The organism is Weissella fangxianensis (genome assembly GCF_024718545.1).
Taxonomy (GTDB): domain Bacteria; phylum Bacillota; class Bacilli; order Lactobacillales; family Lactobacillaceae; genus Weissella; species Weissella fangxianensis.
The window spans coordinates 92,782-105,743 of the sequence record NZ_JAMXDB010000001.1 but is presented as its reverse complement, the minus strand read 5'-3'; the positions used below and the strand labels follow the sequence as shown (position 1 = coordinate 105,743).

Genomic DNA, 12,962 nt, shown 5'->3' with positions numbered 1-12,962 from the left:
TTCTTTCTTGCTTATATTAAAAATACTATGTTTATGCTTTACGACGTTTATCCCAGATAATATAAATGATCAATCCAGCACCGGTTGCTAAACTAATTACCCAAGCAACATACGTCGTTACTGGTGTTTTTGCATGAACAGTCAACTCACTAACTGGACGATTCGTTGTCTTAATAACCAGCTGCTTATTCTTGTTTATCTTATATTGATACTGATGATTATTTTGGTCAGTAATTTCATAGTTTAGACTCTGATAGCCAACCATCGGAATGATCGTTTTTGTATTCTTAGCTAACTTTGCCTGATACGTCAGGCCATTAGGTTCAGAGGTTGCTTTGGTCTGTAGTAACTCATGATTCTGAACGATTGCCTTTTTCTGTAATGATTTATTAAAATCGACATTCTCAGGCAGGTAGTCAAACGCACCATAAGTATCCCAATAACCCATCAAATTTTCAAAGTCATCATTGTTTACTTTAAAGTTCGCCATGGGTGCATAACTGACTGGATGCTTCGCTGTTGATTTATAATCAGTTTGCACAGCCAAGGCATTGACCCGATCGACAAAGCCATATTTAATGTTAAATACGGCAAAGGCAAATGAAAATAGTGCTAATCCGATATATATCGTTTGTTGTAACCACTTTTTATTAATGACATTGCGAATCGCCAAAATTGCGCTAACACTCAGCAAAAAGATAGCAATAATGAAGACACGATGTGGGAATTGAATGACACCTAGCTTCGTATCATATAAATAATTCCAAACATAACTTGAACCACTAAAAATGACAGCGACTGATACTAATGTCGCAATTTTTGTAAAACGATCCTGCTTAAGCCAAGTTAATACCACACCGAAGATGGCTAGGAAAGCGATAATCCCAACTGTGTTGGTTTTAAAACGAGCATCAGCGGCAATGGTAAAGGTTGCTTTCACGAACTCATGCCAATCTGGTGCTGCCCAGATAGTTAACTCTGTTGCTGCTGGAGTCGCCAGTGTATTTCCTAACATAGCGATAATGAACGGCATTAGGAATACCAGTGATAATAGAATCGTAATCACAGCAGCAACTGACAAATTAGCCAATACATTCCAACGATTTTTTCGGAAAATCAATAAAAACAACGTAAAAATCGCTGTATAGCCAGCAACGATCGCAAATGATAGCACGTGAGATAAGATAACCAAAGTAAAACCAATGACTAACAATGAAATAGTTTTTTTGTCTAACTTAACCACATTGTCGGTCGTTGTCTTGGCCAATCTGATTAATCCCAGTAACACTAATGGCATAAATGACATCGCCCAAACTTCACCAAATAACCATTGTTGAATAACTTGAGATAATGTTGGCGTCGCCATGGTATAGATGAACGCTGCAATAGTGCTTTCTGTTAATGACAGTCCTAATTCTTTACTGACCCATTTAGCAATACTGAACTGGGTCATTAGTTGCACCCACATCAACACATACATTGCTGTGACTGGTGGAAAAATAAACTGCAATACCGCCCCGATATAAACTGGGAATGACGGATACATAGTTGGTACGATACTACCAATTTGATTAGCAGAAAATGTTGAGATAACTGGTATCAAATTACCATTTTTAATATGTTGATAAAATTCAAATATACGACTGGCATGGAATTGTAAATCCGCTCCTGCATATAAAAAGCCAAACCGGCCAACATAGGCTAAAATAATTGCGAAAACTAAGCCTGGAATAAGGTAATAACATCCCTTCTTTATTGCACTAGCATGCATTTTTTTACTCCTTAATCATTCTCTGGTTTTTATTTCAAATTAAAGGGCGCTATTAACTTCAACAGTTTGATAGCGTCCTTGTCATTGTATCACGATAAATGCATCAAAATACTCTTTAATGCAGTTGCTGCTTCTTCACCACTATGTGAATTATACTGTTGGCTGATATCTGCTAGCACTTGATAATCATACTCATCTGCTTGTAATAGGTTCATCAATTCTGACTCAGAATATGCAACAGGTAATCCTAAATCTTCTTGGGCGTCTAAATAAACACCTCGTCGGACATGATATTCATTAAAGTCCGGTTGAAAGAGAAAAATTTTCTTGCCATAGACAGCAAAATCAAAGAACACACTTGAAAAATCAGTAATCAACACATCAGTAATCATAAATAACTTATACAATGAATAATTATCTGCCGTAATGATTTTGCCTTTTTTAACAGCCTCTGAAAAATAATGACCCCGATAAATTACCGTATAGGTTTCAGATAATTTTTCTAAAGTTGCTTGTGTTAATGTCGTCTGTTCACGTGCTTGATAACCTCTAAAAGTTGGCACATAAAGCAAGATTGGTTTATCTGATTTAATACCCAGCTGATATTTTACACGTTCTGGTGTAATGTTTTCTCGATAGCGCGTCACAATATTTTTACGTAACTGACCATGCTCCACAAATCTTTTTGTTTTTGGAAAGACCTCTTTGAATTTTTCTAGGTCATAGTCACCATATGTAAACATAAAATCAAATTGTACATGATCATACCAATATTGCACTAATCGAGATAATCCAATTTCGGCATGGCCTAAACTTTTCAGTGGTACACCATGCCAAAATTGAATATAAATGTTTCGTTTATGACTAAATGGAATTAAACGATCAATACTAGAATTCGCCACCCAATATTTAGACCTTAACAAATGGTAGAAAAAAGTCGGTGAATTAGATGAAACTTTACGTCCTAGTTCCGGTTGCACATAAATTTTTGGCTTATTCATTGCCCAGACAAGTTCATAGTCCTTAAATGCCGGATCATTGCGTAGCATATTATAGGCTTCTTTTGGTGTATCTGAATATTGACGACCACTATAAGAGATAAACAAGATTTGTTTTTCGTTCGGTCTAATAAATAATTGTAGAATTTTAACGAAAGCCCCGACAGTAATCAGGTACGCACCTCCAAAAAAGGATGAATTTTTGATACGATTTTTAATTTTTTGTGCTCGACCCATATTACACCATTGCCCTCTGCCCTAAGTTTAATATTTCAAGTATAACAAAAATATGTTATTGGCGAAGCGTAATCATGTAAATTCTGATGAAATTAACGGATTTCATGCATTATTTCCGCACCACGATTAACAATTAAATAAGAACGACCATTTTGGTCCCAGACCTGTGATTCAAATTCTCTAGTCGCTTGTTTTGGCGATACATAGACACCACTTTTAATATCTGACTTATTCAATGCACCCCGTGCCCACTTCGAAGCAGGTATGGCATAATAAGCGCCATCAGTTAGATAAAATAACTGATCCGTCCGATTATTGACGGATAGGAATTGGCCAAAGTAACCTGGCTTGTTTCTGACAACCGTTCGTGACATATGCAATTGCAACTTACCATGCTGTACGTTACCACGGTACAACATTAAATCTCCAGCCTTAATGTTCTTAGCAGCTAACTGCTTCTTCGTCTTATTTGAAATCATGCTAACCATCGCCACATTACCATCATCATCCATACTGAATGTTTGTTCACCATGAAATGATTGATGATTTTTAGGGTCGCGGAAAGTAAATTTGTGCTGATCACTCGGATATAGCGTATCTAATTTAATTCTGACAAGACGTTGTTGGCGTGACTTTTTAGCTAAGGTTATCAACCAAAGGTGATTATCTTTCGCATTATAGGCAACCGCCTGACCATGGCCCATATGAAATTCTGGTCCAACCTTAATTGCCTGAATCAAACGATCATCATTTGTTGTCGCAAAACGGTTTTGATTGATTCGCTTCTCTAGGCTTCTAAGGCGATCTGCCTGACCAGTTTGCCAGACACCAAGCGCTTGCAATTGTTGGATATCATACCGGACTATGCGACCATAATTTTTTCGCTTCTCTGACTCATACATCACGTACAGATAACGTCCGTGCATGACACTCCCCTGTGGTAATTGCCAATTAACTAACTTTGTTGACACGGTCGGTAACAATAAGGCTGTCTGATAACCTTTAATAGGTGATACTGAGCGGTCATTTGCTTGTAGAGTAGAAAACTTACTTTTAGCCGCAGTATACTTTGGCTTTTTTAAATAGGACATGCCGGTATCAGGTGCCTGTACAACCCGATACTTTTTAGGTGCAGTTCGACTATTTTTGAAAACATTCGACCAGTTACTAGTCTTGATTTTTTCCTTCGGCTTACTTAAAACTTGCCACTGAGCTTGTTTCATCCACTTTGTATTCGCCACAGCATGACCTGACTTATCTTGTAAACTTACTGTGACTTGATCATTTTTGCGTAAAGAACGTGATAGTTTTGCCGTAAAAGCTTGATTTAAAATAACGGTCTTCTTTAATAAAGTATCTTTTTGATTCTTCACAACAAGTGTGTAGGCAACCGCCCCCTTCTCATTGTCATCATAAATCGTCCCTTTAATTTGATCACTGCCAGTTTGTAACTGAATATTCTGTTTCAAATCCATGCTTACAACTGTGTTGTTAGTTTGCCCATAAATGGCGTGATTAGGTATACAAAATGCCAGCAGAAAGAACGTACTAAAGGCCACCAATGTTTTTAAATATTTCATACTTACCCAATCACCTCACAAACTTCTGTTACAAAAATATCTCTTCATTTTATCATAATAAACTGTCCGTCGTCGTGTTGGCATAAAAAAAGTAGTTAAGACACCGAATGTCTCAACTACTTGTAAAAAATATTTATTAAAGATAATCCTGTAAAAGCTTTTGCGTCTTATCCCATAATTGCTGTTGCAAGGTCAAATCATTGACTTGTGGGTTAACTTTCTTCGCTTTTGCACGTTTATTGTAATAAGCCCCTGACTCCCAAGTTTCGCCAGGTGTGCCTTCAATAAAGAAACGCAACGTGTCGCCACCTTCTTGTGCACTTTGCATGACAACCTTATTCAACATTGTATGATAAATGCGATACATCCAACTCTTTTTATCATTAGCAAAGTTTGTGCGAATCATACCAGGATGGAACGAAACGGCTGATAAACCATTTTTATGGAAACGTCGATCCAATTCATTGGCAAACAGAATATTTGCTAGTTTGGCATCGCCATATGCTTTCGTTCCTTTATATTTCTTATGACTATTATTCAAATCATTTAAATTAATATGACCAAAGAGTTGATGAGCAATACTTGAAGTATTAATCACGACTGCCTGGTCTGGATTAAAATTGGGCATCAATAATTGGGTGAGCAAAAATGGCGCCAAGTAATCCACCTGGACAGTTCGCTCAAAGCCATCATTTGTTAATGCATGTGTCCCAAACAGTCCACCGGCATTATTAACTAAAATATCAATTTTTTGATCACCTAAAGTCCGTTGCAATAATTCTGCTAAATGACGAACCTGATCAAGTTGTGAAAAATCAGCAGTGAAATATGGGGCATCGACTCCATTAGCCACCTTAGCTGTCTTCGCTTTATTACGACCAACTAAGTAGAGATTGTACTCTGCTTGATTTAATCCCCGCGCAGCTGCTGCGCCAATACCATCAGATGCACCTGTAATAATCACATTTTTCTTTATCATATAGCTCACCAATCCTTTCGAATTAACGTGCGTTTAATTGATTTTTTCGTTACCACAAATCGTTGGTAATCTGCATGATCTAGTTTCATCAACGTTACTGTTGTTCGATCAACATCACATACCAGATAATTGACCCGCGACTGCAGCACTCTATCAGCACTTATTTTAATATCTTTACCAACTGTAAAAATATCATTTACCCTTAGTTGTCGGTACTTTTGTTGACTAATAATCCGCCTACCCAAAAATCCGATTGACCATAGTGTACCACCAACCAGTGCTGATTGTTCAAATTGTTCGGTTAATTTTATTTTTATTTTTTTGTCATCTTTCTGCATAGAACCCCCACTTACTTTTAGTATAGCATAAAATATGTTTTGCTTGGAGAAATTCATATATATAGATAACAATCAATAGGTAAAAATACAGATTATCGTATAGTAAAAGGCTGTTTCTCATCAATTATCTTAATCACCTGCTGAATAGCTCCATCCCACAAACGCCATTCATGCCCACCAGCAGCTTGCACAAATTTATGTTGCAGCCCTTGCTGTTCAATCTGATCACTCAACGTCAAATTCATATCATAAAAAGGATCCTTATCACCACAAAACTGCCAAATAAACGGTGCTTGTTTCGACTGCTGAGTAATCAGATATGCAATATCATTAATGGAATGCCTAACTTGCTCTGGTGAGCCAAACAAACTACGATACCAAGCATCGCGTTCTGGATTTTCACGCCATTTTCGTTCAATATCAGGCATTGCTGACAATGGAAAGATACCTTGAAATTGGTCAGGATGGGTTAACCCTGTCTTTAAAGCACCAAAGCCACCCATTGAAGTCCCTGCGATGAATGTCCGTTCACGTTTATTTGATAAATGAAACCACACTCGACAACGTTGCAAAACTTCCTCACTGATATACTCAAAATACTGGCTTTCACCCACCCGACTGGTGTAATAGCTACGATCCACGCGTGGCATAATAATCGTGATGTCTGTTTGGCTGGCATAATCCGTCAGACGCGACTGATTTAGCCATGCGTTCTCATCTTCTCCCATACCATGCAGCAACAATAATGTCTTACCAGATTCAGTTGGATGTTCCGGCAAAATAACATTGATACTCGTACTCATTTCTAACTTTTCCGAATAAAACGACATGCGACTGACTGCCATAATATATCCCCCTGTTATTCTCCTAAAATCACTTTGTCTATATAACCATTTATACCATTTTTTATCCCTAACCTTCTAAAAAAGCAACCGAATTCTACCATAACTCGGTTGCTTAATAGTTTACTTTTTGTGTGTAAAGTCACCACTCAAATAATGCTCACCCGCACTTAAGTCGTACTGGACTAGTTTTAAGTCGTGTAGTAATTCTTTTTGCTTCGATGATAAGTCTTTTGTTTTTAACTCTTTACCATTGTTATCTACAAAAGTATCACGTGCATAATTAACGAATACCGGCAATTTATCAACAACCTTTGTTTGTAAGGCAAAGAAAGGTGTCACCTTGCTATTCGTTGCCTGCAATAATAGTGCTGGGAAATCGCTTGGTGATGCATAAGGACGTTCATCTTGACGCAAAGTTGACTTTTTACTATTATCACGAGCCGCTTTATTTTGATAAATAAAGTAGTCAGTTTCATGACTAGTTTTCATCTGCGCTTCTTGATCAATAAACGTAAATACAACTGGCCAATGATCACCATAGAAAACCAACGTCACTGGACGATCAAGGTTCTCAACCTTATCAATCATCTTTTTAGTTGCTATATCGGTTTCGTGAACCCCAGTAATATATGTTTCTACTTGATCTTTTGTGTTCTTCGAAACTGCTGGTTCCAATACCTTGTATGGACTACCAGGATATTCATTCGCCTTATACATCAAATGATTTTGCATAGTCATTAACTGCAAGAATTGTGATTTTTTACTTTGCGTATCATCAATTTTGTCTAACAAGAAACGGTAAGCATTCTTATCAGCTGGATAATCAGTTTTCGACGATAGCTTACCCGTATACTTGTCCGGATACTTATTCTTCAAACCATCGGTTGTATAGAATTTCTGAATACCGATATCCTTATAAGCATCACGACGGTTATAAAACATACCCGGATATGGATGGAGGACTTCACGTTGATCAAATAAGTTCGGCAACGTTGGTACCTCATTCGCATATGGTACTAATTGCGTATAGGGAACAACCATTTCTGGCGCAAATGTCGCCAAAGGGAAACCAGCAATTGTCATATATTCAATATTTGCCGTTCCACCACCATAACCAGAAGACAGCATGGTACCAGATAGCACCGCATCTTTTTTGATTTGATTAATATTCTTGTAAACATCTGGACCTTCATACTTCAGTTTTGGTACTTCATTCGGATTCGTTAATGATTCACTCAAAATAGAAATAACGGTCTGACCTTTTAGGTTATCTTGACGCGTTTTATTCAATTCACTAGCATAATTCGTGTACTTTTTCTGTATTCGGGTCATTTCCTTAGCCGAATACTCATTAGGCTCACGCATAATCACACTTGAAATATTCGAAACAAATGTCATGATTGGTCCATTAACCATCGCATCATCAACCATAATATTATTTTGTTGCTGATAACCAAAGTGGTACAAGATAGCCTTATTTTGATCAGCATTCACCACAAAAGGTGTGGCTAATAAACCAAAAGAAATTAATAGTACACCTAATCTACTACCAGATTGGAGAAACATCATATTGTGGACCGATTTTGCGAATACGCCGGCTCGCTTACGACGTAAATATATTTCGATTAACGTTGCACCAACCAATAAAATTGCGATAGCAATAATCGCCCCGACCAGCAAGTCCTTATCAATCATCTTCGTTAAGCCACTCACAGCTGTTAACTCAGCCATGTCGCTGAGAATGATTGGCTCATTACGTGTACTCATTTTCATATATTCAGCAACAATGGCAATAATCGCCAATATAGAATAAATTGCAGTTCCAATAAATAATTTATTGACTAACACAACGATGAATATGAATAGCAATAAGCATGCCAACACCGAATAGACCATTTGTGGTCGCGTCAAGAATTGAAAGACATAGTGTAATGCCACATGCATGTCAGTCGATTGCGCATTTAAACGCCCCCAAACTTGAAAATGCATCGCAAATTGCAATAGTAATGTTGTCAAAAAACTAAAAATTAAGCCTACAGTTAATAGCTTCATGACACTATTAAAAGACGGTCCCACAAACTTTTCTCTACTCAAAAATTTTTTCATCTTACTCCACTCTTAAACCAATTATTCAATCATATGTATTCCCTAAAAAAGAGCCAGATAGAACGTCTAGCTCTTTTGCTTAATTTGTATTGTCATCTCTTATCAAACAACATAAATCATGAATGCAATTAATTATTTTCTATTTTTTAAGACAAACGTTCTTCTCGCACATAATCAATCGGTAACCATTCCAAGACGCGTTCAATCTGCTTGTCCCAGTAATACCATTCATGACGTCCTGGTGCTGTTTCATAGGTTACGTCGTATGATAATTGCTTTAACTTCGCAACCGCCGTATCGTTAATCTGCTTAAATTCGTCTTGTTCGCCTACCCAGTCGTACAGTCTTGGCCGATTCTGGCAGTTTTCTGCCAAAGTTAGAATATCGTTTTCCGAACCACTAAATTGGTCCAAATCACCAAAAATTCCTTGCCAATAAGTCAAAGATTCTAAATCTAATAGTGGCTCTGTGTCACCAATAAGTGCGCCAGAAAGTGATGCCGCATAGCTGAACTTATCAGTTGCTAAGGCTAGTTTGAAAGCCCCATAGCCACCCATCGACAAACCGACCACAAAGTTCTTTGACCTTTTCGTTGATAATTGTGGAAAAAAACTAGCTACTTTCTCAGGTAGTTCCTGCGCTATGGCATCAAAATAATTTAGACCATACTTGGTATTAGTGTACCATGCTAAATCGGTCGAAGGCATCACAATTGCAATTGGTGTTTGCCTTACTAGGCGTTCAATATCAGTTCGACGTTGCCAAGTTGTTTGGTTATTAGACATCCCATTTAATAAATATAATACTGGTATATCTTGCAACGTTTCATTAGTCCAAGTTGGATTATGATCTGATAATTCTGGTAAAATCACGTTCATCGTACGGTCCATGCCCAGAACTTGTGAATAGTAGTCTACCTCTAAATGAGCCATAATGTCTCCCCTTAGTCCTAATTTTTCTAATCTATTATATAACCTTACTCATTGGAAAACTTGAATGACAACTTAGCATCAGGATCAATACTATGAGCAAGTTCCCGATAGAAATCTTTGGTTGATTGCTTTAATAGGCCATCGTATTTTTCTACATATTTTTGTTTTGACTTGTCATTCAATACCTTATTAATCATATCAGTTTCACTAATATCTGACGTGAATGAACTAAAGACACCATTATGTTCATCTAACAATTTGAAATTAGGATTATTATAGCCAATGAAGATAAACTTAGGCACTGTAATGACATATGAGTTCTTGCCATTAGATTCTATATCAACGTCTTTACCATTGATACCTAATTTCGCATCAAAAGTGGCTTGCATGAATTTCTTTCTATTGGTTCCCACAATGTTTTTACCAAACAATTGTGACGACTTTTCCTCATTAAAGACCTCAGACATGCCTAAATTAACTAACACAACTTGTTTCTCTTTAGTTAATGATTTAATGGTTAACGTTTCTTGATCTTTTTTGACTGTTTGAGCAGCTGGCGTATGTGAGTTACTATCGTGTCTATTTATTTGCCAAACAACACCCCCAACCACAATAGCACCAAGAGCTAGCCCCACTAAAAGCCAGATGAGCTCATGTTTAACTCGTTTCCATAATGTGTATGTTCGCTTCATATTACCTCATCCATTCAATATTACTGATTTAATTATATACGTAAATATATGTTAAGTCAGTATGTTTAGTTGAGTTTTACCCGTAATATTACTTTATATAACACTAGTTTTATAAAAGCAATTATTCATATACAATATTTCATGCAATTCAACAAAAAAGCACCAAACAAAGAACTATTGTCCCTGAATGGTGCTTCAATATGGTAAAGTCCCCTCTACCTTTGATAAGTTAATTATCAATAAAACCAGTACTACATGATAGTACCATAAATTACGCTTTAAAACTATTTTTAATGTTCTATTGAACAGTAACTGACTTAGCCAAATTACGTGGATGATCAACATCCAAGCCACGGCCTAGTGATGTATAGTACGCCAATAATTGTGTTGGCACAACACTAACCAATGGTGTCAATAATTCATTGATATCTGGCAAAACCAAGTCATCTTCAGGCTTAGCGACTGCTTGGGTCACAATTGTATAAGTCTTGGCGCCACGTGCTTGCGTTTCAGCTAAGTTACCACGAACCAAACCAGCCAAGCGGGGTTGCGTCATCATCGCAATCACGGGTGTATCTTTCTCTATCAAAGCCAATGTGCCGTGCTTCAACTCACCAGCAGCGAAACCTTCCGTTTGAACATATGAAATTTCTTTTAATTTCAAAGCAGCTTCTAGGACGACGGCTGAATCAACCCCACGGCCAATATAGAAGGCGTGATGTGCTGGCACCAACATCTCTTCAGCAACTGCTTGAATTTGCTCTTTGTCATCAATGATCCCTTGGATGGCAATCGCAATCTTTGATAATTCTTGTTCTAAATCAACATCTAATTGCTCACGATCAGCCAAAGCATAGGCCAAAATAGCTTCGACCGTTACTTGCGCAACATAGGCCTTCGTTGAAGCCACCGCAATTTCGGGACCAGCAATCAAAGGTAACGCATACGTTGCTTCGCGCCAAAGCGTTGACTTTTCAACGTTCGTTAAGGTCAATGACTTAAAGCCTTGGGCATTGATGTTTTGCAAAACCTCACGTGAATCGGCAGTTTCACCCGATTGTGATAAGAAAATAAAGAATGGCTTTTCTGATAATAATGGTTGCTCATAGGCAAATTCTGATGACACATGTACTTCAGTTGGAATACCTGACCAACGTTCGAAGAGACGCGCACCTACTAAGCCAGCATGATAAGACGTACCAGCAGCCACAATATAAATGCGATCGGCAGCCCGCATATCCTTCACAATACCTTCACCAATCTGTGGCTGACCATCCTTAGGTAAGTAACGTGAAATCAAGTGACGAATCACCACTGGTTGTTCATCGATTTCCTTTAACATATAGAATGGATAAGCGCCCTTATCAGTCTCGGTTGCATCAATATCCAAATGGAAGGGTTCACGATCCATCGTTTCACCAGCAGCACTAAATAATTGCACATTATCTGGATCAACGATAGCCACTTCCCCGTCATGTAATTCAATAAAGTCATGGGTTTGGTCAAGCATCGCTACAGCATCGGACGTCACGACATTAAAATCAGCCCCAATACCAATCAACAAAGGTGACTTTTGCTTAGCAACGTACATCCGCTCAGGCTCTTCACGATCCATCAATAGGAAACCATAAGCAGAATTACTATCTAACAAAGCAATCAACTTTTTCAAAGCTTCAAAAGTGGTTGCCCCTTCCTTAACAAACTTATCAATCAATTGGACAGCTACCTCAGTATCCGTATCTGATTGGAAAGTCACGTTGTCTAGATAGTCATCTTTTAATTCAAGATAATTTTCAATCACACCATTATGGACTAAGTAAAAGCGACCGTCTGCAGAAACGTGTGGATGAGCATTGGCAACCGAGGGACTACCATGGGTTGCCCAACGAGTATGGGCAATTCCAGCAGTTCCCTTGACGTTTTTTTCTGAAACCAATTTTACTAATTCTGAAACACGACCATTCTCTTTCACAAGTTGATCCGTGCCATCAGCCTGATCTGCCACATATAACCCAGCAGAATCATAGCCACGATATTCTAACTTTTGTAATCCCTTTAATAGAATAGGTGCTGATTGGTAATTATTTCCCGTAAATCCAACAATTCCACAAAACATAAGTTACCCCTTTTTACTTTAAAAATTAAATGGTATATATTTAATTTTTTGTTTCTATATTCACAAAGTAAATTATCTCGCTTTATTAACAACTGGTCAATCATATATATTTGTTTTTATCATACTTTGGTCTAAATTGGTATAGCATATACCATATGATAAAAGTTAAAATCACATGCTTTTCTTCTAGCACTCTATCTTTTAACATGAAACTAAAAATTTCGCGTTTTTTATTTTGCCTTTTTCACAAACAAAAAGACACCAATAAGATACCAGCGCAAAATGTAATCGACGAAAAAAACAGATACGAGATATTTATTGATGTCCATTAATGATTCTATCCTAAATTCAGTTGGTTCAACAGACAA

10 protein-coding genes are annotated in these 12,962 nt (G+C 37.5%); all 10 read right to left on the bottom strand.

Annotation, left to right across the window (positions count from 1 at the left end):
• Positions 1–31: 31 nt before the first annotated feature.
• Complete coding sequence (locus NGR58_RS00435; protein ID WP_258087786.1) at positions 32–1,771, bottom strand: YfhO family protein; 1,740 nt, start codon at positions 1,769–1,771, stop codon at positions 32–34.
• 89 nt (positions 1,772–1,860) lie between these two features.
• Positions 1,861–3,006 carry a CDP-glycerol glycerophosphotransferase family protein gene (locus tag NGR58_RS00430; RefSeq protein WP_258087785.1) on the bottom strand — a complete coding sequence of 382 codons (1,146 nt, stop codon included), beginning with the start codon at positions 3,004–3,006 and terminating at the stop codon, positions 1,861–1,863.
• A gap of 92 nt (positions 3,007–3,098) precedes the next feature.
• Positions 3,099–4,586, bottom strand: coding sequence for a hypothetical protein (locus tag NGR58_RS00425; RefSeq protein ID WP_258087784.1), 1,488 nt, complete (start codon positions 4,584–4,586; stop codon positions 3,099–3,101).
• Positions 4,587–4,722: 136 nt separating this feature from the next.
• Positions 4,723–5,565 carry an SDR family NAD(P)-dependent oxidoreductase gene (locus tag NGR58_RS00420; RefSeq protein WP_258087783.1) on the bottom strand — a complete coding sequence of 281 codons (843 nt, stop codon included), beginning with the start codon at positions 5,563–5,565 and terminating at the stop codon, positions 4,723–4,725.
• 5 nt (positions 5,566–5,570) lie between these two features.
• On the bottom strand, positions 5,571–5,903 hold the full coding sequence (locus NGR58_RS00415; RefSeq protein WP_258087782.1) for a hypothetical protein: 333 nt from the start codon (positions 5,901–5,903) through the stop codon (positions 5,571–5,573).
• A gap of 92 nt (positions 5,904–5,995) precedes the next feature.
• Positions 5,996–6,748 (bottom strand): alpha/beta hydrolase, encoded by a 753-nt coding sequence (locus NGR58_RS00410; protein ID WP_258087781.1) that lies wholly within the window; start codon positions 6,746–6,748, stop codon positions 5,996–5,998.
• A 120-nt stretch (positions 6,749–6,868) separates the two neighbouring features.
• Positions 6,869–8,854: an LTA synthase family protein gene (locus tag NGR58_RS00405; RefSeq protein ID WP_258087780.1), complete on the bottom strand. Its 1,986-nt coding sequence runs from the start codon at positions 8,852–8,854 to the stop codon at positions 6,869–6,871.
• Between the two features lie 146 nt (positions 8,855–9,000).
• Complete coding sequence (locus NGR58_RS00400; RefSeq protein WP_258087779.1) at positions 9,001–9,786, bottom strand: alpha/beta hydrolase; 786 nt, start codon at positions 9,784–9,786, stop codon at positions 9,001–9,003.
• Positions 9,787–9,830: 44 nt separating this feature from the next.
• Positions 9,831–10,478 (bottom strand): hypothetical protein, encoded by a 648-nt coding sequence (locus NGR58_RS00395; protein WP_258087778.1) that lies wholly within the window; start codon positions 10,476–10,478, stop codon positions 9,831–9,833.
• A 298-nt stretch (positions 10,479–10,776) separates the two neighbouring features.
• Positions 10,777–12,594: a glutamine--fructose-6-phosphate transaminase (isomerizing) gene (glmS, locus tag NGR58_RS00390; protein ID WP_258087777.1), complete on the bottom strand. Its 1,818-nt coding sequence runs from the start codon at positions 12,592–12,594 to the stop codon at positions 10,777–10,779.
• Positions 12,595–12,962: the final 368 nt, after the last annotated feature.

Excerpts from the sequence above, each read along its gene's own strand:
- NGR58_RS00415 (WP_258087782.1), bottom strand. The coding sequence starts at position 5,903 with ATGCAGAAAGATGACAAAAAAATAAAAATAAAATTAACCGAACAATTT.
- NGR58_RS00430 (WP_258087785.1), bottom strand. The coding sequence starts at position 3,006 with ATGGGTCGAGCACAAAAAATTAAAAATCGTATCAAAAATTCATCCTTT.
- NGR58_RS00400 (WP_258087779.1), bottom strand. The coding sequence starts at position 9,786 with ATGGCTCATTTAGAGGTAGACTACTATTCACAAGTTCTGGGCATGGAC.
- NGR58_RS00425 (WP_258087784.1), bottom strand. The coding sequence starts at position 4,586 with ATGAAATATTTAAAAACATTGGTGGCCTTTAGTACGTTCTTTCTGCTG.
- glmS (WP_258087777.1), bottom strand. The coding sequence starts at position 12,594 with ATGTTTTGTGGAATTGTTGGATTTACGGGAAATAATTACCAATCAGCA.
- NGR58_RS00420 (WP_258087783.1), bottom strand. The coding sequence starts at position 5,565 with ATGATAAAGAAAAATGTGATTATTACAGGTGCATCTGATGGTATTGGC.
- NGR58_RS00395 (WP_258087778.1), bottom strand. The coding sequence starts at position 10,478 with ATGAAGCGAACATACACATTATGGAAACGAGTTAAACATGAGCTCATC.
- NGR58_RS00405 (WP_258087780.1), bottom strand. The coding sequence starts at position 8,854 with ATGAAAAAATTTTTGAGTAGAGAAAAGTTTGTGGGACCGTCTTTTAAT.
- NGR58_RS00435 (WP_258087786.1), bottom strand. The coding sequence starts at position 1,771 with ATGCATGCTAGTGCAATAAAGAAGGGATGTTATTACCTTATTCCAGGC.
- NGR58_RS00410 (WP_258087781.1), bottom strand. The coding sequence starts at position 6,748 with ATGGCAGTCAGTCGCATGTCGTTTTATTCGGAAAAGTTAGAAATGAGT.